At 71.7% G+C, this 26,045-nt stretch carries 19 protein-coding genes; 5 read left to right on the top strand and 14 right to left on the bottom strand.

What is annotated here, in order from left to right:
• The first annotated feature begins 21 nt into the window (after window positions 1-21).
• From WJ16_RS06710 to WJ16_RS06700, 3 genes are read left to right on the top strand one after another with little or no spacing between them, the layout of a single operon-like run.
• Window positions 22-1,602 (top strand): cation:proton antiporter, encoded by a 1,581-nt coding sequence (locus WJ16_RS06710; RefSeq protein ID WP_069256391.1) that lies wholly within the window; start codon window positions 22-24, stop codon window positions 1,600-1,602.
• 48 nt (window positions 1,603-1,650) lie between these two features.
• Window positions 1,651-2,043: an OsmC family protein gene (locus WJ16_RS06705; protein ID WP_069256390.1), complete on the top strand. Its 393-nt coding sequence runs from the start codon at window positions 1,651-1,653 to the stop codon at window positions 2,041-2,043.
• 31 nt (window positions 2,044-2,074) lie between these two features.
• Window positions 2,075-2,959 carry a pirin family protein gene (locus tag WJ16_RS06700; RefSeq protein ID WP_069256389.1) on the top strand — a complete coding sequence of 295 codons (885 nt, stop codon included), beginning with the start codon at window positions 2,075-2,077 and terminating at the stop codon, window positions 2,957-2,959.
• Window positions 2,960-3,129: 170 nt separating this feature from the next.
• Here WJ16_RS06700 and WJ16_RS06695 read toward each other — a convergent pair whose 3' ends face one another.
• The 13 genes from WJ16_RS06695 to WJ16_RS06635 all read right to left on the bottom strand — a co-directional run bounded on the left by WJ16_RS06695 (window position 3,130) and on the right by WJ16_RS06635 (window position 22,738).
• The gene (locus WJ16_RS06695) at window positions 3,130-3,327 is read right to left on the bottom strand and encodes a hypothetical protein (RefSeq protein WP_069256388.1); all 198 of its coding nucleotides are present in this window, start codon (window positions 3,325-3,327) and stop codon (window positions 3,130-3,132) included.
• Window positions 3,309-4,865, bottom strand: coding sequence for a cellulose biosynthesis protein BcsG (gene bcsG, locus WJ16_RS06690; RefSeq protein WP_069256387.1), 1,557 nt, complete (start codon window positions 4,863-4,865; stop codon window positions 3,309-3,311). Before bcsG ends, WJ16_RS06695 begins: the two co-directional genes overlap by 19 nt.
• Window positions 4,866-4,891: 26 nt before the next feature.
• Window positions 4,892-7,429, bottom strand: coding sequence for a UDP-forming cellulose synthase catalytic subunit (bcsA, locus tag WJ16_RS06685; protein ID WP_069257980.1), 2,538 nt, complete (start codon window positions 7,427-7,429; stop codon window positions 4,892-4,894).
• On the bottom strand, window positions 7,426-8,205 hold the full coding sequence (gene bcsQ, locus WJ16_RS06680) for a cellulose biosynthesis protein BcsQ (protein WP_069256386.1): 780 nt from the start codon (window positions 8,203-8,205) through the stop codon (window positions 7,426-7,428). The genes bcsA and bcsQ overlap by 4 nt, the downstream gene beginning before the upstream one ends.
• On the bottom strand, window positions 8,202-8,420 hold the full coding sequence (locus tag WJ16_RS06675) for a hypothetical protein (protein ID WP_069256385.1): 219 nt from the start codon (window positions 8,418-8,420) through the stop codon (window positions 8,202-8,204). Before WJ16_RS06675 ends, bcsQ begins: the two co-directional genes overlap by 4 nt.
• Window positions 8,417-10,393 carry a cellulose biosynthesis protein BcsE gene (bcsE, locus tag WJ16_RS06670; RefSeq protein ID WP_069256384.1) on the bottom strand — a complete coding sequence of 659 codons (1,977 nt, stop codon included), beginning with the start codon at window positions 10,391-10,393 and terminating at the stop codon, window positions 8,417-8,419. The genes WJ16_RS06675 and bcsE overlap by 4 nt, the downstream gene beginning before the upstream one ends.
• Before the next feature lie 17 nt (window positions 10,394-10,410).
• Window positions 10,411-14,301: a cellulose synthase subunit BcsC-related outer membrane protein gene (locus WJ16_RS06665; protein WP_069256383.1), complete on the bottom strand. Its 3,891-nt coding sequence runs from the start codon at window positions 14,299-14,301 to the stop codon at window positions 10,411-10,413.
• Window positions 14,286-15,515, bottom strand: coding sequence for a cellulose synthase complex periplasmic endoglucanase BcsZ (bcsZ, locus tag WJ16_RS06660; protein ID WP_069256382.1), 1,230 nt, complete (start codon window positions 15,513-15,515; stop codon window positions 14,286-14,288). The genes WJ16_RS06665 and bcsZ overlap by 16 nt, the downstream gene beginning before the upstream one ends.
• A gap of 3 nt (window positions 15,516-15,518) precedes the next feature.
• Complete coding sequence (gene bcsB, locus WJ16_RS06655; protein ID WP_069256381.1) at window positions 15,519-17,852, bottom strand: cellulose biosynthesis cyclic di-GMP-binding regulatory protein BcsB; 2,334 nt, start codon at window positions 17,850-17,852, stop codon at window positions 15,519-15,521.
• 572 nt (window positions 17,853-18,424) lie between these two features.
• Window positions 18,425-18,874 carry a hypothetical protein gene (locus WJ16_RS06650; protein WP_069256380.1) on the bottom strand — a complete coding sequence of 150 codons (450 nt, stop codon included), beginning with the start codon at window positions 18,872-18,874 and terminating at the stop codon, window positions 18,425-18,427.
• Window positions 18,874-20,286 (bottom strand): phosphatase PAP2/dual specificity phosphatase family protein, encoded by a 1,413-nt coding sequence (locus WJ16_RS06645; RefSeq protein ID WP_069256379.1) that lies wholly within the window; start codon window positions 20,284-20,286, stop codon window positions 18,874-18,876. The genes WJ16_RS06650 and WJ16_RS06645 overlap by 1 nt, the downstream gene beginning before the upstream one ends.
• The gene (locus WJ16_RS06640; RefSeq protein WP_069256378.1) at window positions 20,283-22,052 is read right to left on the bottom strand and encodes a bifunctional alpha/beta hydrolase/class I SAM-dependent methyltransferase; all 1,770 of its coding nucleotides are present in this window, start codon (window positions 22,050-22,052) and stop codon (window positions 20,283-20,285) included. Before WJ16_RS06640 ends, WJ16_RS06645 begins: the two co-directional genes overlap by 4 nt.
• Before the next feature lie 80 nt (window positions 22,053-22,132).
• Window positions 22,133-22,738, bottom strand: a complete 606-nt coding sequence (locus tag WJ16_RS06635; RefSeq protein WP_069256377.1) for a CDP-alcohol phosphatidyltransferase family protein — start codon at window positions 22,736-22,738, stop codon at window positions 22,133-22,135.
• A 456-nt stretch (window positions 22,739-23,194) separates the two neighbouring features.
• Between WJ16_RS06635 and WJ16_RS06630 the strand changes: the two genes are divergently transcribed.
• Window positions 23,195-23,827: a lysophospholipid acyltransferase family protein gene (locus tag WJ16_RS06630; RefSeq protein ID WP_069256376.1), complete on the top strand. Its 633-nt coding sequence runs from the start codon at window positions 23,195-23,197 to the stop codon at window positions 23,825-23,827.
• A 37-nt stretch (window positions 23,828-23,864) separates the two neighbouring features.
• Window positions 23,865-24,794, top strand: a complete 930-nt coding sequence (locus WJ16_RS06625) for a phosphatidate cytidylyltransferase (RefSeq protein ID WP_069256375.1) — start codon at window positions 23,865-23,867, stop codon at window positions 24,792-24,794.
• Between the two features lie 384 nt (window positions 24,795-25,178).
• Here WJ16_RS06625 and WJ16_RS06620 read toward each other — a convergent pair whose 3' ends face one another.
• Entirely contained in the window at window positions 25,179-25,994 is an 816-nt protein-coding gene (locus WJ16_RS06620; RefSeq protein ID WP_069256374.1) for a topoisomerase IV, read from the bottom strand.
• Window positions 25,995-26,045 lie beyond the last annotated feature (51 nt).

The following is a 26,045-nucleotide window of genomic DNA, read 5'->3' as shown; positions in this document are numbered from 1 at the left end:
ACCGTTCGCCGCCGGCCGCGCATGACCAACGTCGAGCTGTTTCATTACCTCCTGCTGTTGATCTGCGGCGCGGGCGCGCTCACGTGGCTCGCCGAACGCCTGTCGATTCCGCCGGCCGTCGTGCTGCTGCTCGGCGGCTGCGTGGTCGCGGTCGCCGGCAGGCGCGTGCCCGACATGGACCCGGCGCTGCTGCTCGCGGCCGTGCTGCCGCCGCTGCTGATGTCGAGCGGGTTCTACACCGCCTGGAAGGAATTCCGGCAGGCGCTGGCGTCGATCGCGTCGCTCGCGCTCGGCGCGGTGGTATTTACGACCGTCGCGGTCGCGCTCGCCGTGCATGCGGTGAACCCGGCGCTGCCCTGGGCTGCCTGCTTCACGCTCGGCGCGATCGTGTCGCCGCCCGACGCCGTCGCCGCGAAGGCGATCCTGCAGCGCCACCCGCTGCCCGCGCGGCTCGTCGCGGTGCTCGAAGGCGAAAGCCTCGTCAACGATGCGTCGGGCCTGCTGCTGTACCAGATGGCCGTATCGGCCGCGCTCGCCGTGTCGATCACGCCCGCGAGCGCCACCGGCCTGTTCTTCTCGCTCACGCTGATCGGCATCGCGGTCGGCCTCGCGTGCGGCCATGCGATGAGCTGGGTGCTGCCGCGCCTGCGCGACCCGATGCTCGGCATCGTCGTGACGTTCGCGATGGCATGGGGCAGCTACGGGATCGCGGAAGCGGTCGACGGCTCGGGCGTGCTGTCGGTCGTCACCTGCGGGCTCGTGCTCGGCGTGCGCCAGCATCGCGTGTTCGATGCCGACATGCGGATCAAGGCGAAGGCGACGTGGGAAGCGATCGTGTTCGTGCTCGACGCGCTCGTGTTCATCCTGATCGGGCTCGCGCTGCACGCGATCCTCGCGCGCGTGAACCACGAGGGCGCGGTGCTGCTGGCCGGGCTGCGCGTCGCGCTGCCCGCCACCGCGGCCGCGATCGTCGCGCGCATCGTGTGGGTGTTCGCCGCGATGTGGCTGCCGGGCCGCCTGCGCGCGCCGCGCGCGGGCCACGCGCCGTGGTCGTGGCGCGAGGCCGTCGTGCTCGGCTGGTCGGGCATGCGCGGCGTCGTGAGCCTCGCGGCCGCGATCGCGCTGCCGGCCAACTTCCCCGGCCGCGACCTGATCCTGTTCAGCACGTTCCTGCTGATCATCGCGACGCTCGTCGTGCAGGGCGGCACGCTCGCGCCGCTGATCCGCGTGCTGAAGCTGCACCCGGCCACGCGCCACACGATGTCCGAGCACGCGGTGCGCGCGCATGCGTTCGGCGCGGCGCTCGCCGAACTCGCTGCGCTCGAACAGCGCGGCTCGACGCTCGAGCGGCCGTCGCTCGACCGGCTGCTCGCCGAATACCGGAACCGCGTCAGCTTCAACGAGCGCGCGCATCGCCACGGCGCCGAGCCGGCCAACGTGCGCGCGCGCATGCTGCGCGTCGAACTCGAGCTCGTCGGCGTGTCGCGCCGCGCGCTGCTCGACCTGCATCGCGACGGCAAGGTCGACGATGCCGTGCTGCACCGGATCGAGTCCGAACTCGATTTCGAGGAACTGCGGCTGCAGCGGCTGCTCGAACCGTAACGCGCAGCCCGGCCGCCGGCCCCCCCCTCTTCTCTCCATGGAACTGCAATGAGCGAACTGTCCGTCGAAGCGAGCATCGGCTCCGTCGATTACCTTGTCCACTTCAGCGACGGCGTCCACCAGTGGCGCGCCGACGAACCGGCGTCGCTCGGCGGCGGCGATGCGGCGCCCACCCCGGTCGCGCTGCTGCTGTCGAGCCTCGGCGCGTGCACCGCGATCACGCTGAAAATGTACGCGCAACGCAAGGGCTGGCCGCTCGCCGAAGTGCACGTGAAGCTCGCGCACGAGCCGGGCACCGAGGGCAGCACGATCGTGCGGCGCATCACGCTCGAAGGCGACCTGTCCGGCGAACAGCGCGAGCGCCTGCTGCAGATCGCGAACGCGTGCCCCGTGCACAAGATCCTCACGCATCCGATCGCCATCGACACCGCGATCGCCTGACGCGCTCCGCATCGACCACGGGAATCCCGCCATGTCCGACTCGATCAAGACCCTGCTCACGCCGCGCGAAAGCGACATCGGCAACCTCGTCGTGCGCCGCGTGCTGCCCGCGCGCGCCGCGCGCCTCGTCGGCCCGTTCATCTTCTTCGACGAGATGGGGCCGGCCGTGCTGCCGGCCGGCAGCGGCATCGACGTGCTGCCGCATCCGCACATCGGCCTCGCGACCGTGACCTACCTGTTCGACGGCTCGCTGATGCATCACGACAGCCTCGGCTTCCGGCAGAAGGTCGTGCCGGGCGACGTGAACTGGATGACGGCCGGCCGCGGCATCGTGCATTCGGAGCGCTCGCCCGACGAGGATCGGCCGCGCGAGCAGCCGGTGCATGGCATCCAGACCTGGGTCGCGCTGCCGGTCGAGCACGAGGACACCGCGCCCGCGTTCGTCCACCATGCGGCCGACACGCTGCCGTCGTTCACGCGCGACGGCGTGAACGTGCGTGTGATCGCGGGCACCGCGTTCGGGCTCGCGTCGCCGGTCGCGGTGTTCTCGCCGACGCTCTATGCGTATGCGGCGTTCGCCGAAGGCGGCACGCTCGCGCTCGATGCGGAGCACGACGAACGCGGCGTGTACCTCGTCGACGGCGATCTCGCGATCGACGGCACGCCGCTCGCCCCCGCGACGATGGCCGTGCTCGAACCGGGCGCGACCGTCGCGCTCGCGAGCGCGAACGGCGCGCGCGTGATGCTGCTCGGCGGCGCACACCTGCCGGGCGAGCGGTTCATCGAATGGAATTTCGTGTCGAGCGCGCGCGAGAAGATCGATGCGGCACGCGCGGCGTGGGCCGACCAGACCTTCGGCAAGGTGCCCGGCGAAGAAAACGAATGGACGCGCCAGCCGGCGCGCCACGCGCAGTAGCGCGAAGGAAGGGGCCGGCCGTGCTCGCGTGCGCTGCCGGCAGTCGCATCGGCCGATCGGCGGCGCGGCCTCGGCACGGCACCCGGCCGCCGACGACGCCCGACTGTGTGCACCACCGCTGCGCGCCTTGTTGTCGCTGCTGCTGCGACGACGTCGCGCCCGGCCCCGTTTCAGCCCTTCAGCCCCATCAGCTTCGCGAGCGTCGGCCAGCGCTCGAGCGATTCGATGAACGCGCGGCGCGCCTGCTCGTCGACGTAGCGCTCGGGATCGAGCGCGGGCAGGTGCCGCGCGAGACCGAGCACGTCGTTCGGTTGCGACAGCCGATCGTCGTCGGCGTCACCGGGAAGTGTCACTGTTCGTCGATCCATACGCCATCCGGAGTCTTGACCGCGTAGCCCGTGCCCGTCTGCATCGTCACGGTGCCTTCGTTTTCGCCGACCATCCGCGTGCGCGGCAGGTCGGCCGCGTATTGCGCGAGCGTCGCGCCCGGCTTGAACGGGCTGTTCGACACGAGGTTCGACAGCAGTTGCGCGAGCGCGAGGAAGCTGGTCGGCTGATCGATCACGGTGGTCGCGCCGTGGTTGCCGGCAAAGCCGACGAGCCGCACGCCCACCGGCCCGTGCACGATGCGCGGCGTCGGGATCTCGCGCAGGCCCGCGACCTGGTACTTGTCGCCGCGCAGCGCGGCGCCGTGCTCGGGCACGAACACGATCACCGCGCGGCGGCCCGACTGGGCGATCAGGTCGGCCAGGCGATCGAAATCGTCCATCAGCCTGGTCGCGCGCTGCGGATACGAGTCGATGCTCGTCAGCGTGCTGCCGACGACGCGATTGCCGTCGTGCAGGCTGATCGTGTTGTAGTACAGCGCGACCGGCCCGGGCACCGACGCGCGCTGCGCATACCAGTTCGCGAGCGTCGCGTAGTCGCTCTTGATCTCGGAGCCGTCGAACGCATGCATCGCGACGGGCGCGGCCGCGTTCGACACCGGCGGCGCGTCGGGCACCCCGATGTTGTCGTGGACCACCTGCAGGAAGTTGTCGAAATGGCCGTCGTGGTTCAGCAGCGACTGCACCTTGTAGCCCGCGCTCGCCAGTTGCGAGAACAGGTAGCACTGCTGCGGCGCCGGCTTGTACAGGTCGGCGTGCGCTTCCTGCCCGCAGCTCGCGCGCAGCACGCGGATCGCCGCCGGGCCGCTGTAGCTCGCGGCCGTGCTGAAGTTGGTGAACAGGTAGTCGAAGTGGCTCAGCATCGGATGGTTGCGCACCTTCGCGGCATCGAGGTCGTCCCACGACAGCGAGCAGATGTGCAGCACGATCACGTCGAACTGCGTGGCCGGATCGTTGCCGAGATGGCCGAACGCGACCTGCCGCTGCGATTCCTGCGTGCGGAACGTCGCGAGCGCGGCGTTGTGGTCCTCGGGCTGGCCGGCGAGCGTCGTGCCCGCCACGTTCGCCTGCTGCGGCAGCGGTGCGACGACGCGCGCCATCAGTCCGCTGCCGGCCTGCCACAGCGGCATCACGACCAGCGCGACCAGCACGAACGTCGCGACGCGCAGCCAGCGGTTGACGATGAAGTAGACGATCAGCGCACCGGCCACCGTCAGCAGCAGCACCGGCGGCAACAGGCGCGGCAGCAGCTCCATCCAGTAATCGAAGCGGAACGTGCTCACCTCGTGCGCGGCCTCGGCGAGCCGCGCGAGCGGCGGCGCATGCAGTTCGCGGGCGAGCAGCGGCACCGCGATCGCGATCGCGACCAGTTGCCGGACGATGCGCCACGCGCGCCGGCGGATCGGTGCGCTCGCCGCGAGCGCCACCGCGAACGCGAGGTTCGCGAGCCAGAACGGCTGCAGGTGCCCGGTCGCGAACAGCGCGAACTTCAGGATGAAATACAGATTCCAGAACGTCATCTAACCACTCCGTGATGAGCGCCGCGTCAGTCGCGCGCCCGATCGAGTTTCGGCGCCAGCATGGCCTGCAGGCCGCGCGCCGCACCCTTCCACATCCGTACGTACCCGTCCAGGCCGATACGCAACACTTCCTTCAGCCCGCGCAGCGGCGTGTCGGGACGCTCGCCTTCGTGCCAGTCGAGCCACGCATCCGCGCGGCCGAACGTGCATTGCACGAGCTGGCGCTCCTGTTCGAGCGTCAGTGCGTCGAAGCTCACGCCGACGTGGGTCGGCGTCACGCGGCTCACGCGCACCGGAAACGGGAACGGCCGGTCGCCGCGCGTCACGCAGACGGTGAGCGTGTCGCCGACGGCGACCGGCAGCCCCGGCACCGCTTCGAGGCCGAGGCCGCCGGTCGAGTAGTCGCTCGTGAAGCAGGCGGCGGTCGTTCCGTCGGCGAGCAGCAGCGTGGCCGGCACGCGCATCGCGATCCGGTGCGTAACACGCACCTGCTTGGTCTCGCGCGCCACCGCCAACGCCGCGCCGAGCATCGCGAGGTTGTACACGGTCCAGCCGAGCGTGATCAGGATCGTCGACGCCTCGTCGCCCTGGTCGGCCACGAGCCGCCAGACGCCGGCGACGATCGCGAGCACGTTCAGCCCGAACAGCACGAGATACGGCTTCGACGTCGACCAGTCGACGTAGCCTTCGTCGATCTTGCCGCCCTTGTCCGTCACGTTGAACTTGCCGTGCTTCGGGCTGAAGAACGCGACGGTGGTCGGCAGCGCGATGTACCACGCGAGCACCGATTCGTAGACCTCGGCCCAGAACGAATGGCGGTAGCGCCCCTGCATCCGCGAGTTCGCGACGTTGGCGAGCACCAGATACGGGATCACGTAGCTCGCGAGCGCCATCGCGGACGCGCTGATGAAATACAGGTGGAAGAACAGGTACGCGAGCGGGATCGTCAGGAACACGAGCCGCGGAATCCCGTAGAAGAAGTGCAGCATCGCGTTGCCGTAGCAGATCCGCTGGATCAGGCCGAGCCCGCGCCCGAGGAACGGGTTGTCGATGCGGAAGATCTGCGCCATCCCGCGCGCCCAGCGCGTGCGCTGCTTCACGTGGCCGGCGAGGCTTTCGGTCGCGAGGCCGGCGGCCTGCACGGTCGGCAGGTAGGCCGACGTATAGCCGCGCCGGTGCAGCTTCAGCGCGGTGTGCGCATCCTCGGTCACGGTCTCGACCGCGACGCCGCCCACCTCTTCCAGCGCACTGCGCTTGAGCACCGCGCACGAGCCGCAGAAGAACGTCGCGTTCCACAGGTCGTTGCCCGACTGCACGAGCCCGTAGAACAGGTTGCCCTCGTTCGGAATCTCGCGGAACGTGCCGAGGTTGCGCTCGAACGGATCGGGCGAGAAGAAATGGTGCGGCGTCTGCACCAGCGCGCACTTCGGATCGCGCAGGAACACGCCCATCGTCGTCTGCAGGAACGAGCGCGTCGGCACGTGATCGCAGTCGAAGATCGCGATGTACTCGCCGTGCGTCTTCGGCAGCGCGCGGTTGATGTTGCCGGCCTTCGCATGGCGGTTGTCGTCGCGCGTCACGTAGTCGATGCCGGCCTCGCGCGCGAACGCCTCGAATTCGGGCCGCTTGCCGTCGTCGAGCAGGTACACGCGCAGCTTCGCGCTCGGCCAGTCGATGCTCTGCGCGGCGAACACCGTCGGCTTCACGACCGACAGCGGCTCGTTGTAGGTCGGGATGTACACGTCGACGGTCGGCCACGTGTCGGGATCGTCGGGCAGCGGCACGATCGGCCGGTCGAGCGGCCACGCGGTCTGCACGAAGCCGAGCAGCAGGATCATCCACGTATAGGCTTCCGCGCCGTACAGCAGGTAGCCGGCGACGGCCTCGACCGGGCCGCGGAAATCGAGCGTCTGCGTGGTGCGCCACCACACGTAGCGCACCGTCGCGAGCAGCGCGAGCGAGGCGAGCGCGAGCGTCGGCAGATGGCCCGGCAGGCGGCGCAGCGCGAGCGCCAGCACCGCGACGATCGCGAAGAACGCGAACTGCGCGCCGGGCATCAGCGGCGACATCCCGGCCGCGGCCCACAGCAGCGCGCCGGCCACGAGCAGCAGCGGCGCGAGCCAGCGGCGCCGGCCGATGCCGTTCGCGCGCGCATCGAGCCAGCCGCCCCAGCGCACCCACGGCAGGCGCTCGAGCAGTGCGCCGATGCGCCGGCCGACCGCGCGCCCGGCCACGTAGACGGGCACGACGTACCGGTCGAACCACGCGAGCGGATCGCGCGCGGGCCGGCCGTCGGCCGCGCGCGGCGCCCGCACGATCGTCCGCCACAGCCATTCGCGCGCGCTGAGCGGCTGCAGCACGCCCCACTCGTGCGCCAGCCGCAGGAACGCGACGCGCACCCAGCGGCGCACGTAGTCGGGCCGGCCCGGCGGCGGTGCGTGGAAGAACAGCCGCACGAGCCAGTCGACGCGCGAGCGTTGCGCCGGCAAACCCATGCCGCGTGCGAACCAGTCGGCCGCGCGGCGGCCGGCTGCACGCAGGCGCGGCGCGAAGCCCGCGCTCATCGCGCCGCTCCGCGCCGGCCGGCGGCACCCGCCGCCAGCCATGCATCGACCCAGTTCGCGACGCCGTTCAGGTCGTGCGACGCCTGCGAATACGGCGCATCGTCGAAGATCCAGCTGCCGCGCGCGAGCGCTTCGGGCACGGCCGCATCGACGTGGATGCGTTGTTCGAGCATCGACGCGGGCCCCGCGACCGCGCGCAGCATGCCGAGCGCGTCGCGCTGCATGTCGCGCGCCGGATTCATCCGGTTCACGACGATCTGCAGTTCGCCGCCGCCGCTGCGCAGCGCTCCGAGCCGCGCGGCCGTCGTCGCGCACGCGGCGGGCTCCGGCGGCACGACGACGAGCGTCAGGTCCGCGCGGCGAACCGCCTGCTCGGCCTGCGTCGACGGATAGCGGGCGGTGTCGATCAGCACGACGCCGTCGGCCGGCAGCGCAATCTCGTCGAGCGCGCGAGAGAGCCACGCGGGATCGGCCGCGAGCCGCGCATCGCATGCGGCCGCGCCCGTCGCGTCGACCTGCCCGTACGGCACGAACAGCACGCCGTCGGCATTGCGCCACGTATGCGCATGCCACGGCTCGGCGCCGCCGAGCACGCTCTGCGCGAGGCCGTGCTCGGCGAGCGTGTCGAGGCCGAGCGTCGCGCCCATCAGGTTCTGCGCATCGAATTCGACGGCGACGACCGGCCGGCCGCGGCGCGCGAGCAGCACCGCGAGCGCGGCCGTGAGCGTCGTGCGGCCCGCGCCGCCCGTCGTCGACGTAATGGCGATCGTCTTCATCGGGGCGCTCCGTCACGCGGCTCGCCGCGCCCTGCATCGGGCAGCAGCCGCCCGCGCAGCGCGACCGGCACGAGTTCGCACGGCACCGCATCGCGCCGGTCGATCCCACGCGGCGCCTGAAAGCCGCGGCCGATGCCGAGGTGCTGCGCGACGATCCACACCGGCACCGCGATCACGATGCCGACGATGAAGCCGATGACGATTGCGGCAATCATGCGACCCCCTGCTTGCGCAGCGGCATCGCGCTGCGGATGGCGCCGCGCTTGTGTGCGGCGGGAACGACGGATTCCGGCGACGATGCGTCGCCGGCCGCGGCCGGCGGCGTCGCGCCGGGCGCCTTCATCGCCTCGAGCGCGACGACCGTATCGATCGCGTCGATCGCATCGCTCACTTCGCCCGCTTCAGGCAACGCGTCGCCGGGACCGGCGCGCGCCGGCGACGCGCGCGTCGCGCCCGCCGGCTGCGTGGCCGCGAACAGATCGCTGTAGTCGGCGATCGGCGCGCGCCGGTTCTCGGCCTTCAGCGCATCGAGCTCGGTGTCGATGCTGCCGCGCCCGAGGCACACGACACGATCGGACAGCGTATCGACCGGCACGTCGAAGATGCGTGCGAGCGCGTCCTCGGCATCCGCCGGCTCGCACGCGAACAGGAACACGTACAGGTGCGCGGCGTCGGCCGTCACGATGTCGCCCGCGCGGCGCGGCCGGCAATGCCGCAGCGCGTCGACGTGCGCGACGCCCGGCAGCAGCGCGATCTTCGCGAGCGTATGCGGCAACGCGAGCACGGCGCCGCGATCGAGCACCGCGCGAATGCGCAGGCAAAACGCGCCGACCGGCAGGTAGCCGAGCACCGAATCGCCGAGCGCGGCCGCGAGCGCCGCGCGATAGTCGGCCGCGACGGGCCGCGCATAGAGCTGGCCGCGCAGCGCGTGCACGGCGGCCTGCATCCGCGACACCGGCAGGTCGCGTGCGACGACGCGGCTCGCGCCGACGCTCAGCACGAGCATCTCGAACTGCTGGCGCAGCACTTCGCCGCGCTCGACGACCGCGATCTTCAGCGCGCCGCCGCACCGCCGCCGCAGCGCGTGCACGTCCGCGCACAACGCTTCGAGCTGCGCATGCGAGCGGAACACGAGCACCGCGGTCGCGGCCTGCGCATGCGCGCACGCGGCGACCACGGCCGCGTTGTCGTCGACGATTTCCCAGCCGTCCGGCACGCGGTTCGCGCCGTCGAGCACCGCGCGGCTGACGACCACGCGATCCTCGTCGCTCGCGAGTTTCGTCCGGCGCGCGGGCCCGGCCGCGCCGCCGTCGACGCTCGCCGTCAGCCGGCCGCCCGGCGCGAAGCGCAGCGGCCGTACTTCGCCGGCCGCGAGCGTGTCGCCGGCGCGCCAGAAATCGACGACCCACAGCAGTTCGCCGTGCGTGCGCTGCAACTGCGCGACACCCGAGCAGATACCGTGGAAACCGCTGCGCGGCGTGCGATTCGCGTCGCGCACGAATGGCGCATCGTCGGTGCGCGCTGCGTCGCCCGCCCGGGCCGCTTCGGGATCGAGCAGCAGCACGAGCGCGATCCGGTGCGTGCGGCACCAGTCGGCGAGTGCGAGCGCCTCGTCGGCGAGCGCAATCGGGTCGTCCCAGCTGAACCAGCGCTGCGCGCCTTCGACGAAATACAGCGCGCGCGCGCGAAAACCGTAGCGCTTCATCGCGCGCAGGCCGCCGGTCAGCCGTGCGAACGGGCCCGGCGCCGCGCGGCGCGGTGCGTCGGCGGGCAAGCCGGCGGCGGCGTTGTCGTCGTCGGCCGGTTCGGCCGCGGGCGGCATCGCGAGCACGTTCAGGTTGCGCGGCCAGCCGGCCGGCTGCGCGCCGCCCGCGAAGCCGAGCGCCTCCATCTGTTCGGCGACGTGCGCCGCGTCGCGTGCGAGCACGACCGTCACGTCGCGCGTGCGCGCCTGTCGCGCGCTCTCCCACACGAGCGCATCGCAGGCCGGCGTGCCGCCGGCCGCGTAGATCGCATACAGGCCGCCGGCTTCCAGCTGCGTCCACGCATCGGGCAAGCCGTCGATCGCGAGCCGGCTCACCGTGCCGACGCGGCCGCCGGCCGGCCCCACGCCGAGCAGCGCCCGTAGGCGGCCTCGCACGCCGGTGGCGGCGAGCGCGGGGCGGGCGGCATCGATTTCCGTATTCACGACGTTCCCCCAGTCACCTAGTAATCCGAATAAAGCCGTACCGGCGTCGGCGTGACGAGCCAGCTGCGCTGCGCGCGCGCGTCGAACGCGTAGCGCAGATACACGAGCGCCGAACTCGGCGCGTAGTCGTGCGATCGGTCGACGTGCAGTTGCGCGCCGACGCTCAGGTGCGGGTTCACGCGGTATTCGACGATCCCGTTGACGCCGTACGAGAACGACACGCCGCGCGTCGAACTGCCCGCGTACACGAACCCGGCCGCCACCTGCGCGGCCCGCTGGTCGGCGGACATCGGGTAATACAGCGAATCCTTTTCATAGCTGTTCGAGATCCCGCCCGTGACGGTCAGGTCCCACGACAGCGCATCGTGCCGCCCCGCCCATTCGATCGGCACGCCGAGCGACAGGTAGCGCTGCGGGCTGTAGTAGCCGCCCTGCCCGTACGTGTAGTAGCGCAGGTTCTGCGCGTAATGCCACGCATTGCCGACGAGCCCGGTGCTGACCTTCATCGCCGCGCGCTCGTACACCGGCACCGTGAAGCCCGTGCGCAGCGTGACTTCCGCGTTGCGCTCGACGTTGCGCCCGGACAGCACGCCCGCGCCGAGTTCCGCGAACAGGTTCGTGCGGCCGACGTCGACCGATGCGCGCAGGTTCACGCCGTCGCGGCGCACGCCGCCCCAGACCTCGCCCGTCCACGGGTCGCGCATCCCCGCGTACGACAGCACGCTGCTCGTTTCCGGCCGCCGCGACACGTTCACCGAGAACCCGGCCGGGCCCGCGTCGAAGCGATAGCGCACGCCGCCGACGAGGTAGTGCACGGGAAAACCGAGCGGCGACGTGCCGAGATCGACGCGCCAGGCGTCCGACAGATAGCCGGCGCCGAGCGCGACGCCCGTCGCCGACTGGTGCAGCGAGCCCGGCGGGTTCGCGATCGACGCGGGCGTCAGCGCGTTCTGCGCGTTCAGCGCCGCGTAGCGGCCAAACGTATTGAGCGCATACGCGTTCGGATTGCTCGTATCGAGCGTGCCCGGGTCGAGATGCACGGTGTCGATCTGCGCGAACACGTGCCCGTCGTAGCGCACGGGCATCTGCACGTAGATCGGCACCTGCTGCGCGCGATACGACGAGACGCCTTCGTCGCCCGACTTGTACGCGGGCGTCCAGCCGGTCTCGATCTCGGGATTGCGCCGCTGCGCGAGATCCGCGAACGCGGCCTGCGCGGGTGTCAGGCCGTCGCGGCCGGGGCTCACGCCGCTCGCGCGTTCCTGCGACAGCGACAGCCGGTACAGCGACGCCGCGTCGTCGTAGCGGCCCTGGGTCTCGGCCACGCGCCCGGCGGCCACCGTCACGTCGGCGCGCGCCGGATACGCGGCCTGCAGCCGGTCGGTCACCTGCGCGGCGGCGTCCGGGCGGCGCAGCGCGTTCAGGCGGCGCACGGCCGACAGTTGCGTGTCGACGTCGTCGTCGGGCGTGCGGGCGAGCACCGCCTGCACGCGCGCGAGCGCGGCCGCACGGTTGCCGCTGTCTTCGTCGATGCGGGCGAGCGCGAGCTGCGTATCGGCGTCTTCCGGCATGCGCGCGACGACCGGCGCGAGGGCATCGCGCGCGGCGTCGTAACGGCCCTGCGCGCGTTCGAGATCGGCCAGCTCGAGCGCATAGCGCTTGTCCGCGCGGCCGGCCGGGCTCGCGCCAGCAAGCAGCGTGCGTGCCCGCGCGTAGTCGCGCTGCGCGATCGCGTCGTCCGTCTGCCGCAGCACGAGCCGCAGCGACTGGTCCTCGATCCTCGCCGTCTGCGCAGGAGTCAGCGACGGTTCGCGGCGCAGCGTGTCGAGCCATGCGACGAGTGCGTCGTCTCGCCCCGCGCTGCCGAGCAGGTCGCCGTAGCGCAGCCGCACATCGGTATCGGCTTCGCGCGGATGCGCGGCGATCCAGTCGCGCAACGGCGCGAGGCCGCGGTCCGGTTCGCCCGCGTCGATCCACTGCGCGCCGATCGCGGCGAGCATGTCGGGATCGTCCGGCGCACTCGCCTGCGCGTGCGCGAGCGACGCGGCAAAGGCCGCGCGATCGCCGCGCGCGAGCGTGCCGCGTGCATCGGCCAGCGCGTGTTCGGCATCGAGCTTGCGCGCGAGCGCGCGCATCCCGTCCGAGCGGTGCGCGTCGTCGACGGGCGCGAGCGCGGCCTGCGCGCCCGCGACGTCGTCGATCGAATTGCGGTACAACGCGGTCGCGTAGCGCATTTCGGGCGTATCGCCTTGCGCAAGCCCGTCGTCCATCACCGTGCGGCCGAGTTGGCGCAGCCCCATGTCGCGATAGAGGCGCGCGAGCGCGAAGCGCGTCCACGGTGCGTCGGGCGCCGCCCGCACGGCGGCTTCGTAGCGCTGCGCGGCCGCGCCACGGGCGCCCTGGTCCGCAAGCGCACGCGCCTGGTCCGCGAGCACGCCGGCGCGCAGGCCGTCGAGCGCGCGCCGATCGTCGCGACCCGTCACGCGGCCTTGCAGCGCGTCGAGCAGCGGGCCGATCTTGTCCGCGCGGCCGGTGCGCTCATACAGGGTGGCCGTGTCGCGCACGGCCGCGAGGTCCGGCGAACGCCGGGCCAGCAGTTCGCGCAGCAACGGCTCCGCGCGCGCCCAGTCGCGCTGCGCGAGCAACGCATCGGCCAGCTGAAGTTTCGCGTCCGGGCTGTCCGGCTGCAGCGCGAGCGCCGCGCGGGCCGCGCGTTCCTCGTCCTGCGGACGGCCCGCCGCGGCGGCCGCGCGGCCTTGCGCGAGCAGCCCCCAGAACTGCGCGGTGCGCGCGAGGCCCTGCCATTTGCCGCGCTGGTCGGCCGACAGCGTCGCGGCGCGCGCGAACAGCGCGCGCGCCTCGTCGTGCCGGCCTTCGCGCAGCCGCAGCAGGCCGAGCCCGCCGACCGCGTCGGCGTCGTCCGCCCGCGCCCGAGCGGCGCGCGCGAGCAGCGGATCGGCGCCGGCCAGGTCGCCGCGCGCAAGCGCCTGCAGGCCGCGCTGCTGCGCGATGTAGTCGGGATTGCGTTCGAGCTGGCGCTGTGCGTCGCGCTGGCGATCCAGTGCCGCGGCGCGGTCGACGAATTCGGTATCGTCCGGTACGAGCGCGAGATACGCATGCAGCGCATCGAGATACGCGGGATCGCTGCCGGCCGACTGCAGCACGCGCCGCCACAACGCCATCGCGTCCGTATGGTCGGCGTCGGTGCGCTTCGCGAGCGCCCACGCGATCCGGTTCGCCTCCGGCCGCGTGTCGGCGCGCTGGTTCAGCAGCCGCGCGAGCGCCATTGCCGCACTCGTGTCGCGCGGATCGGCCGCGACCGCGCGGCGCAGCGCGGCGACCGCCGGCTCACGGCCGCCCGGCGCATTCGACACGATCTGGTAATACTCGGCGCCGAGCGCGCCCGACGGCGCGCCGTTCGGAAACAGCGCGACGATCCGCCGGGCCGCCTCGTCTGCGCGGCCGCTGCGCGCGAGCAGGCGGATCTGCGCCATCTCGCCGCGCCCGCTCGTCGCGACGCGGTATTCGTCCGCCACCCGGCGCGTGGCGGGTGCCGTGGGCGACTGCGCCTGCAGGCGCGCGAGCGACGCCTGCGCGCCTTGTGCGTCGCCGAGCCGCAACAGCACACGCACCTGCTCGGCCAGCAGCCCGGGGTCTCCCGGCGCGATCAGCAGCCCCTTGCGCAGCGCATCGCGCGCGAGGTCGTCGCGATGCTTGACGCCCCACATCCGCGCGGTGTCGAGCAGGCGCTGCGCGTCGGCGGACGCGGCGGTCGCGGGCGTCGCCGACGTCGCGGGGTTCGCCTTCGCCGCCTCCGGCACGGTGCCCGGCGCCGCCGCGCACACCGACGACGCGAGCCACGCGAATCCCGCGACGTGCGGCGCGGCGCGCTTCAGCGGGCGGCGCATGCACGGCCTCCCCAGCGGGGGTCGAGCGTGCCGTCCGCGCCGAACCGGTAGCGGCCGTCGCGCCAGCCGAGCCCGAACAGCGTCAGCACGCTCGTGTAGTAACCGGGCGCCGACTGGCGCGCGAGCGTATCGACGCGCGCCGCCTGCGCGTCCGCGAGCGCGCGCTGCCCGCGTGCGTCGAGGAACGGCACGGCCGCCGCCGAGAACCCGCCGTTGCCGTCGTTCGGCCCGGCGACGCCCGTCGTCGTATCGACCTTTTCCGGCGGCGCGCCATGCTCGGCGATGTAATCGGCGAACGGCGCAAAACGGGCGAGCAGCGGCGCGGCGAGCGGATCGGCGCGATCGAGCATGCCGGCCCACAGATACACGCGGATCGCGTTGTACGCGCTCTCCGCACGGGTGTCGCGATCGGGACCGAAACCCGTGCCCGCGCGATACAGCGCCCAGTCGGGCGAAAAGCCTTTCGGCGCGGTGTCGAGCAGCACGCGCCCGGTACTGGCGGCGAGCGCGGCCCAGCGCCGGTCGTCGGGCAGCCGCGCGCCGAGCGCGCGGATCACCTGCGGCGGCGAATAGCTCGGATTCACGCGCCACTGCCCGTCGGCGAGCTTGAAGCCCGTCGGCCCGGGCAGCAGCGTGAGGCCGAGGCCCGGCACGCTCGCCGTCTCGTCGTCGAGCACGCGCTTCGCGAGCAGCGCGCCGCGCGCCGTGTAGCTGCGCTCGTGCCACAGCCGCCCGGCCTCGACGAGCGCATAGGCGATCCACAGGTCGGCATCCGACGCCGCGTTCGCATCGAGCACGCGCCACGCGCCGTCGGGCGCGCGGCCCCACAGCCACGCCGGCAGATGCGCGCTCAGGTCGCCCTGTGCGAGATTGTTCTCGGTCCATGCGAGGATCGTGTCGAACGTGCGCCGGTCGTTCGCGACCAGCGCGAAGAAAAGTCCATACGCCTGCCCCTCCGAGACCGTGCGCGAATCGGCCGAGCCGACGTCGATCACGCGGCCGTCGGCCGAGATGAAATCGCGCTTGAACGCGTCCCAGCGCGGCCATGCCGCGCCGCATCCCGCGTCGGCCGCCCCGGTCGCACCCGCTCCTGCAGCCTGCGCGCGCGCGGCCATGCCGGCCGCCGCGCACGTGAACGCCGCCGCCATCGCGAGTACCGCGCCGACGCGCCGCGCCGGCCGCATTGCCCGTCGCTTCGCCATTGCCCGCGCCATCCGTTACATCCCCCGTCGGCGCGCGGCGATGCGCTGCAGCACGCTGAACACGCCGAGCGCGAGCAGCAGCCCCGCGACGACGCCGACCGCGCCGAGCACGACCGGATGCCGCGCCGCGTGCGTCCAGACGCGCGCATACCACGGCACGAAGCCGACCACGTAAGGCTCGCCGACGCGCAGGCTGTCGACCTGCCCCGGCCGCACCAGCGCGAGGTCGCCCTGCAGTTGCGACACGAGCCCCGCGTTCTCGAACACGTCGAGCAGATCGCCGAGGCGCGGCGGGTCGGTCGCCGTCAGCGCGACGACACTGCGCCCGTGGCTGCCCGGCAGCTCGAACCCGGCGAGCGCCGCGAGCGGGCCCGTCTGCTCGATGTGCGCGCCGCCGTCGGCCAGCCCGACGCCGTTGCGCCAGCGCTCCTTCACCGAGAACGCGACGCGCGCGGCGCCGGCACCGCCCGCGCTGCCCTGTTCGCCGATCACGAGCGGCAGCGCCGCGCGCCAGTGCGCGAGCAGCGGCGACGCGGGCGAGCCGTCGATCACGAGCAGATCCTTGCTGCCCGACAGCGCGGCGACGTCGCCGGGCCGCGCGACCTGCACACGCAGCGCCGGGAAGCCGGTCCATTCGCCCATGTGACCGAGCATCGTCAGATAGGCCTCGAGCTCCTGCCGCGACGGCCGCTCGGGCATCACGACGGCCGTCTGCGACAGGTCGGCGAAGCGCGTGAACGGGAAGCCGCTGTTCGCGAAGAACGCGAGGTTCGGCAGTTGGGCGTAATGGACGAAGTGCGAGAAGTCGATCGTCGAATCGGGATCGATCGCCGCGCGCTGCGGCTCGGTCGCGGTGCTCGAACAGAGGCCCGTCTTCTGCGAGTCGAGCGTGAAGCGGAACTGCAGCTGGTTGCCGCTGCCGACCCGGAACGCCGGGATGTCGACGTCGCTCGTCACGCGCCCTTCGGGCACCGACAGCAGCGGCAGCTGCATGCGGCCTCGCGCGTCCTCGGCATGGGCCGGCCCGAGCCGGTACGACTTCACGAGCTGGTCGTTGATCTCGACGGCGAGCGTCGAGTTGTCCTGCACCGTCGGCGCCGTGTAGCGGTAGCGCAGCGTGATCGGCACGCCCGCGCCGTTCCACGAATGCAGATCGGACGGGACGCGCAGGTTCAGGCGGATCGCGTCGGGCGACGTGCCGCGCACTTCCAGCTCGCGCGTATCGGACACGAGCTCGCGGAACGCGATCGGCCGGTTCACCGGCAGCCAGCGCGGCGCGTCGTACGGCTTGCGCGGCGCGCCGAGATCGACGTGCGCGACCGTCGCCGCCGGCCCCGACAGCGCCACGCGGCCCAGCACGAGCGTCGCGACCGCGTCGTCGACCTCGGCCGCCGTGCGGCCCGTGACGACGAGCAGCTTGCGCCCCGGTGCCGCGGGGTTGTCGGTCATCGCGAGCAGCGGGCCGTTGATCGACGGCAGCGCGAGGCCGGCCGGCAGGGTCGCCACCGTGCCGATCACCACCGCCTGGTCGTCGGCCGGCAGCCCGGACGACACCGGGAAGCGCGCGTGCCGGTAGTCGGCCAGCGCGCCGAACCACGACGCGAGCACGCCCGCACTGCGCAGCGTCGCCGAATCGGGCGACGCCGGCAGCACGAACGGCAGCCGCACGCGGCCGTTGTCGCGCCGGTCGAAGAACGGCGCGGGCAACAGCGCAAGATCGTTCGGCAGGCGCACCGGCGATTCGTCGAGGATCAGCTCGCTCTTCGGGCTCACGTCGGCCCACAGCGCGGAATTCGCCGGGTCCTCGCAATGGTCGAGCGTGTAGTGCGCGATCAGCCGCAGCCCGATCTGGTTGAAATCCGAGAAGTAGCGCGGATCGATCGGGATCTCCTGCGTGACCGTGCGGCCCGCCTGCGCGGCGTCGAACGGAACGGTCGCGATGACCTCCCCGTTCACCGACACCTTCAGGTGCGACATCGGGAACACCAGCGACGGCGAATACGCGTAGGTCAGGCGCAGCCGCGCGCCGGTGACCACCCGGTCGAGCCGCACGCCCGCGTTGATCGTGCGCGCGTCGTCGGCGCCGCGCAGGCGCAGCGGATCGAACGCGCCGAGCGACGCAAACGGCACGCGCACCGTCGTCGACGGCAGGCCTGCCGCGGCCGCGCTGGCCGCGGCAGGCGTGGCCGTGAGCACCGACGCCGAAGCCGATGCCGGCGCAGCGCCGGACGCGGCAGCAGCCGCACCGGTAGCCGGCACGGCCGGGATCGGCGCGGCCGACAGCGCGGCCGCGTGAAACGCGCCGACCAGCGCGCCCGACAGGACGAGCAGCGAGACGGCCGGCTTCATGCGCCGCTCCGTTTCGTCAGGATCGCCCCGTCATCCGTCGCATCGCAACCGATGCGCGCAAAGCAGCCATGCTCGTGAGTGAACATCCCCACTGCTTCCCCTCATATCTAACTGGCCTGTTCGTTTATCGAAACGATGCGGCGAATTCTTTAATCGACCGTCTTCGCGTTGCGCGCGCCTGGCACCGGCGCTCGCCTATTCGTCACACTATCTCAAAAATAGGACAAAACTTACCCCGATTCGCAACGGTGAGGCGAAAAAGCCTCGTTTCGGCACGAACTGCTGCATGAACGGGACGAATGGTAAGAATTGCGCCGTTGTCGGCGGACAGGCCGAACGGCATGCCGCCGGCGCGGTGCGGCCGGCCGGAGGTCCGTTGCAGACCGCCCGGGAACGCGCTGCCGCGAGGCGGCGCGTATGCTACCGCAATCCCGCGCCGCCGGATCGGCTTTCTTTCACCGAAAACTGACCTGTATCAAATCGTCGACATCGCCACCCCGCTACCGACACGCGGGCGCTCGTCAATCGCCCGGTGTCGCCTGCCGCCGCGCACGTACGGCGCGCAAGCACGGCTAGCCGACCTGCGGCACGGCGATCGCGATCCCGACGACCAGCCACTGCACGATCGCAACGAGCACCCCGGCGCGGCACAGCCCGACCGCCCCGCGCACGCGCGCGTCGAGCGCGCGTCCGGCCTTCGATGCGTCGATCCAGCCGAGATCGGCGAGCGCGCGGTCGAGCGCCGCGAGCCCGTCGTCGACCGATGCGCCGCCTGCCGCCGTGCGCGCAAGCGCGGCGAACAGCCGGCGGTCGATCTCGATCCGCACCGCGTACCACAGCGCCGCGATCCCCGACCCGGTGCTGACGACGGCCAGCAGCACGCGCGCGATCGTCGGCGCCCAGCCCGACGCGATCCACCAGCCGGCACCGGCCGCCGCCAGCGCGGCCGCGATCGCCCATGCGCCCACATCGAGCGCGCCGCGCGCGGCGGCAATCCGGAACGGCGCGGACGGATCGCGCATCACACGCGTCCCACGCCGCCGCGGCGATCGATCCATTGCTGCAGCACGGCCACGCCGTCGTCCGACCACACCGCATGCGGCCGTACCGCGCGCACCGCGGCCAGCGCGTCGCGCGCATCGCCGAGCCCGCGCCGCATCGCCAGCCACGCGGCCGCGCACAGCACGCTGCGCCCGTAACCGAGTGCGCAGCAGACCAGCACGTCGCGCCCTTCTCCGTGCAGGCGTTCGAGCGCCGCGACGGCCTGCGCGAGCTGGGCGGCCGTCGGCGCGACGAGGTCGAGCTGCGGCACGCCCGCATACGCGAGCGACGCCTCGGCCGCGGCCCAGCGAGGCATCTCGGCGGTCAGGTCGACCAGCGCGGTGAAGCCGTGGCGCCGGATCTCGCGCGTCGTCGGCGTACGGCCGATCGACACGCGCTCGTCGATCCTTACGGGCGCCGGCTGCCGGAACGTCCACAGTCGCGAATTGACGAACGCGCCGGCGATCGTCGGCGCGAGCAGCCAGCGGATGAACACCGGAAACCGGCCCTGCGCATCCTTCTGGAACGCGCCGGGACTGCCACGCCGGTAGGCCCATGCGACGCACGCGAGCGCCAGCGCGATCCAGCCTGCCGCCAGCGCCCAGCCCGGCGCGCGCGGCGCGCTCCACACGGCCGCCCACGCCACCAGCGCGGCGCCGAGCGCATAGCGGCGCGCGAGCGCGCGGCCGGCGGCGCCCGGCGACGCGTCGGCGCCCGGCAGCCGGCCCGCGGCGTCGCGCAGCGGAAACAGGAACAGCGCGAGACAGCCGACGGCCGCCCCGGTCGGCACGTCGATCGCGTGATGCTGATAGGTGGTCAGCACCGACACGCCGATGGCCGCGAACCACAGGTGCAGCACGACGCGCGCGAGCGTGCCGCGCACGTGCTTCGCATAGACGGCCCACAGCACGACCAGCAACCCGATGTGCAGCGACGGCGCCTGGTTGAACGGCTTGTCGAAGCCCATCAGCAGCGTGAACAGCGCACCGGCCGCGCCGCCCGCGTCGGGCCGCTCGAACCCGAAGCGCAGCGGCCACGCGATGAAGCACGCCACCGATATCAGCTGCACGGTCAACAGCCGCTTCACGTGATCGAACAGGTCGGCGCGGCGAGTCCAGAAGAAGAACGACAGCGCATACAGCAGGTCGATCGACCAGTACGGCACGATCGTCCACGGGACGAACGGAATCGCGTGCTCCCAGCCGAACGCGAAGGTCGGCACCGCCGCGCGGCGTGCCGCGAGCCAGTTCGCGAAGCCGTAGGTCGAGAAGAACACGGCGCCCATCACGGCGAGCCAGCCGACGCGCAGCGCGAACGACGCGTGGCGCGCGCCGGCGCCGGCCGCCGGGGCCGATTCGGCGAGGTCGCGCGCGCCGCCGCCGAGCGCGCTCATGACGCGTCGACCCGCTGCGCGAGGCTGACCGTGAAGATGCCCATGTCGTCGATCCGCTGGTCGAGCTTGCGAAAGCCCGCGCGCGCGACGAGCTCGTCCATCTCGGCCTGCGAGCGGCGGCGCATCACCCAGGTCGCCTCGCCGCGGTGGTTGTTCAGCGCACGCGCGATGAATTCGAGCTGCGGATGCCACGGCTGCCCCGTATAGACCAGATAGCCGCCCGGCGGCACCGCCTGCGCGAGCCCGCGCAGCGAGCGCTCGATCAGCGCGTTCTCGCCGAACAGTTCGTAGAGGCCCGACACGATCGCGAGCGTCGGGCGCGGCTCGAGCGCCGCGAGCGACGCGTCGTCGAACGCGTCGCCGCGCTCGAAGCGCGCGATCGGTTCGAGCCCGCGCTGCGCGATCAGCACGCGCCCGGCCTCGACGTTCGGCGGGCTGTAGTCGCGCAGCACGATGTCGTCGGGCGCCGCGCCGTCGCGCTCGGCGGCCGATGCGATCGCGTCGAGCACGTAGCGCCCGTGGCCGGCCGCGATGTCGACGATCCGCACCGGCGCGCCGCTGCCGCGCAGGCGGCCGATCGCCGCGCCGATCAGTTCCTGCAGATGCACCTTGCGCTGGCGGATGCCGACCCAGCCCGGCGAATCGAGATAGGTGCGGTCGATCAGCGCGCCGATACCGAGCCGCCCCTGCGCGCGGTTGCGGTACACGTAGTCGAGCGTCGAGCCCGAATCGAAGCCGAGCCGCAGCCCGAGCGCGATGCCGTCCGACAGCGCGCCGCCCGCCTTCAGGCCGGCTCGCGTGAGCGCCCAGTACGCACGCGCGAACACGTTCGACGGCGGCCGGCCGAGCGCCGCGTACTCGTCGTGGAACGCGCCGCGCCGGTCGGCGTCGGCAAGCGACACGCGCGGGCCAGGCGCATCGAATTCGCGCAGCACGAACGCACGCAGCGGCGCGAGCGCCTGTGCGCGATCGCGTTCGCCGAGCGTGTCGTGATAGAAGCCCGGCAGCACGATGCGCTCCTTGCGCGCCGCGCCGAGCCGTTCGAAGAAGCGGTCCTGCGGGCCGCGATGCACGACCCAGTCGGCACCCGAGATCAGCAGTTGCGTCGGCACTGTGATCGCGGCCGCATCGGCGACGATCCGCCGCGCGGTGTCGTGCAGGTCGAGCAGCATGTTGACCGCGATCGGCCGCGTGATCAGCGGATCGGACGCGTAGCTCGCGATCCGCTCGGGATCGTGCGTGAGGAATTTCGGCTTCACGTAGCTGTTCACGTAGAACAGCCCGCGCAGCTTGTGCATCAGCCGCAGGCCCGGCCGCGCGAACGGCACGTAGAGCTTGATGTGGAACGCGGGCGACGCGACGACGAGCGCGCGGATCGGCGGCGCATAGTCGTGCGCCCAGGTGGCCGCGAGCACCGCGCCGACGCTCTGGCCGACCACGGCGATGTCCTCGATCGCGATGCCGTGCGTGTCGCGGATATGCTCGACGAAGGTCTGCAGGTCGCGCACCGAAGCGGCCGCGCTCGGGCTGTAGCCGCGCGCGCCCGGCGAGCGGCCGTGACCGCGCGCGTCCCATGCGAAGAATGCGAAATCGGGCAGGTCGAGCTCGTCGACGAGATGCGCGACGCGCGCCGAATGTTCGTGGCCGCGATGCAGCAGCACGATGGCGCCGCGGCAGTGCGCGCCCGTTGCGGGCCAGTGGCGATAGAACAGCGTTTCGCCGTCGTGCGTGATGAAGTCGGCCTCGCGTGCCGTGCGTGCGCTCATGCGATCTCTCTCGTTTCGTTATTCGAATCCCGGTGCGCCGCCCTCCGGCGCCCGCTACGCCACCGCGCCGAACGGCGTGTTCAACCGCCCTTTTCCGCGATGCCGGCCTGTACGCGCCGCACCACCGTCACGATCGACAGCACGATCAGCAGGCGCCACAGCCACGCGGCCACGTCGCCGACCGGCAACCCGAGCCCGATCCACAGCGCGAACGCGCCGAGGGCGAGCGCGCGATCGCTCTTGCCGAACGGGCCGTCGTAGCGGCGGCTCACGCCGACCAGCGGGCCGATCAGCCCCGCGCATTCGACGATCACCGCCGTCAGCGCGAACAGCCAGACGTCCGCCGGCGCGAACGCCGGGACCGCGAGAAACGGCAGCACGAGCGCGATGTCGGACACGACGTCGCCGAGTTCGTTCAGGTAAGCGCCGAGCGTGCTCTTCTGGTCGTGCTCGCGCGCGAGCATCCCGTCGATCGCGTTGAGCGCCATCCGCGCGAACAGCCACAGCGGGATCAGCAGGAACAGCGCGCGGGCAAATACGCCGAGGCCGGCGAGCGCGCCGACGACGATCGAGCCGCCGGCCGCGAACAGCGTGACCTGGTTGGCCGTGACGCCGCGCTCGGCAAGCGCGTTCGCGAACGGGCGCAGACGGTTCTGGAATTTCGGTTTGAGTGCGTAGAGGCTCATCGTTCTATTTGTACGGCACGGTCGGATACGTTTGCCGCCGCCATGCCCCGGGCGGCGAAACGGCCCTGGACGGCCTTCCAGGGACGGCCCTCATCGTCGCCGAGCGGCCCCGATGCGTCAAGCACGCGCGCGGGCCGCCCGCGCGGCGCCAATCTGGCGTTTTTGACGGAAACTCGCGATAATCCGCTGGCCCGATCGCAGCGAGATCCATTCGAACTGCAAACGGGCACTCGTGCAACAGCCGAATATCACGCCGCCGTCCGGCTCATTCGCCGCGACGCATCAGCGTGAGACGGCGAATCGTCCGATTATCGCGGACCTGCGACAGGCAGCCACGAATTTGAAAAAATTTAAACAAGGGCCGTCCGGCGCGCATCCTGCCGCGCCGGCATTCCGGGGCTCCACCCGCCGCTCACGCGCAGCGGGCCATGCAGGCAGGCAGGAGGCGCAGCGCCGATGAACATCCTCAACATCTGGCAGCGCGATTTCCTGCTGTCCATCGTGCGGCTCGTCGCCGGCGCGTATCCGGTCTGGCATCAGGCGCCGCCATCGCCGACGCAGAAGATCTACTTCTCGAACCATACGAGCCACATCGACACGCTCGCGATCCTCGCCGCGCTGCCGCGCAACGTGCGCGCGGTCGTGCGGCCGGTCGCCGCGCGCGACTACTGGGACAGCAGCGACATGAAGCGCCACATCGCGCAAAAGCTGCTAAACGTCGTGCTGATCGACCGTCACCGTGAATCGGGCGGCGATCCGCTCGACCCGGTGCGCGACGCGCTCAAGCAGGGCCATTCGATCATCATCTTCCCGGAAGGCACGCGCGGCGCGGAGATCCTGCCGCAGCCGTTCAAGAGCGGGCTGTTCCACCTCGCGACCGAGTTTCCGGACGTCGCACTCGCGCCCGTCTATCTCGAGAACCTGCAACGGATCATGCCGAAGGGCGCGATCTGGCCGGTGCCGCTGATCTGCAAGGTGCACTTCGGCGCGAACGAAGCGCTCGGCGCCCAGGAAGACAAGCCGACCTTCCTCGCCCGCATGCGCGACGCAGTCGTCGCGCTCGCGCCGCCGCAGCGGCCGGCCGGCTGAACGCGGCGCCCTCTTCTCCCTTTCCGGATATCAAGAAATGCGAACAATTTTCTGGGAACTGGTCGCGGGCGTCACGGGCGTGCTCGTCGTCGCGACCGTGATCGGCGCGATCCTCGGCGCGCGCAGCGGCGGCACGAGCGCGACCATCGTCAACCTGAACCAGCGCATCCGCGCATGGTGGGCGATGATCGCCATCATGGCCGTCGCGATCGGGCTCGGCAACAACGTCACGTATCTGGTGTTCGCGCTGCTGTCGTACCTGACGCTGCGCGAATTCATCACGCTGACGCCCACCACCGCGAGCGACCATACGACGCTCTTCATCGCGTTCTTCATCGCGATCCCCGTGCAGTACCTGCTGCTCGGGATCAACTGGTACGGGATGTATTCGATCTTCGTGCCCGTGCACCTGTTCTTCGCGATGTCGCTCGTGTCGGCGCTCACGCAGGACACGCGCGACTTCCTGAGCCGCAACGCGAAGATCAACTGGGCGTTGATGGTGTGCGTGTACGGGCTGAGCCATGCGCCGGCCGTGCTGATCCTCGACATTCCGCACTACACCGGGCAGAACGCGCTGCTGCTGTTCTTCTTCCTGGTCGTCGTGCAGATCAGCGACGTGCTGCAGTACGTGGTCGGCAAGCTGTTCGGCAAGCGCAAGATCGCGCCGCAGCTATCGCCGTCGAAGACGATCGAGGGCTTCATCGGCGGCGGCCTGCTCGCCACGCTGTGCGGCGCATCGCTTTATCGCGTGACGCCGTTCTCGTTCGGCGCCGCGTTCGGGATCTCGCTCGCGATCGTGATCGCGGGCTTCGTCGGCGGGCTCGTACTGTCGGCCGTCAAGCGTTCGCTCGGCACGAAGGACTGGGGCTCGATGATCGCGGGCCACGGCGGGATGCTCGATCGCGTCGACTCGATCTGCTTCGCCGCGCCGGTGTTCTTCCACCTCGTGCGGTATCTGTACGTGTAACGCGCGACGTCGCGCGACGGCCGCACGCGGCATCGCGCGTTCGCTGCTGACAAACGAAAGCCCCGCACGCTCGCGCGTGCGGGGCCGGCCGATGTTCAGCAGCGCGTCGCGCCCGTGTGGACGCACGCCCGCGGTCGTACCGATGCCGCCCGGTTCGTCGTCGATCGCGCGTTGCCGGCAACCGGCACGGCGGCGCCTGCGGCCCGCCACGCACGACGGCGCGCATGCACGCCGTCTCGTGAAGGGTCGGAGATTACTCGGTCGGGTCCGAAAAGACTGTCAGGTGAATGTGAAAGTCGCGCCTTCACGACACTTTCGCGTGAATCTAACTTGTCCTATTGCGTGTCGGACAAGTCGCATTCACACGGGCGCCGGACGCGCGCATCAGTACCCGGCGCGCAATGCCTTCGGCACGTCGTAGCGGCCGCGCGCCGCATCGAATTTCACCGTGTAGCGCGCGTGGACGGGCTTGTCGCCGCGCGTGCCCGTTTCCGTGACCGTCAGCGGATAGAGGTCGCCGGCGCCGGTCGTGTCGGGCGCGATCTCGAAGCGGCGTGCTTCGCAGCGCGCGTGCGCATTCGCGCATTCGGTCGATTCGGCATTGTCGAGCGCCTCGTCGATGCGCGCGGCCGCCTGCACCAGCGCATTGCCGTACGGCAGCCAGATCGCGCGAAAGCGCTGCGTATAGCCCTGCCGCATGTCGCTTTCGCCGATCACGAACCCGAACCGGTGCGGCCCGAGCCGCTCGATGCGCACCCTGCCCGGCTCGCCGCGCGTGCCCGACGCGATCTCCGTTTTCTGCACGACCGGCTCGAGCGTCCTGCCGTCGGCCGTCGGTTTCAGCACATACAGGTCGATCGTGCCCGGCGTCGCGTCCGAATCCATGCCGGGCATCCCGTTCTGCACCGCGGCCTCGGTCTCGCCGCACATCGCGAGCAGCGTGCGCGGGCCGTCCGCGGTCGCGACGCGCAGTGAGCCGCACGGCGCATGGATGACGTCGTCCCCGTCCGCCTGCCAGCCCTTGCGGTCCGCGCGCCACTTGCCGTAGGTGTCCTCGATGAACGTGCGCAGTTGACGGTCGGGAGAAGGCTCGGCGGCCTGGACGGGCGAGATCGCGGCACGCGCCGCGAGCGCCGCAAGTATCGCGATCGCCGCGGCGCGCGGCTTGCTACGGGGGTTCCGGGTCGAAGAGGAAGTCATGACGTGGGTTCGTTTGGATCGGTTCGGGAATGCGTGTCGACGGCGGATGCG

Source organism: Burkholderia metallica, from assembly GCF_001718555.1.
Lineage (GTDB): Bacteria > Pseudomonadota > Gammaproteobacteria > Burkholderiales > Burkholderiaceae > Burkholderia > Burkholderia metallica.
This window is presented reverse-complemented; position numbering and strand designations above follow the sequence as displayed.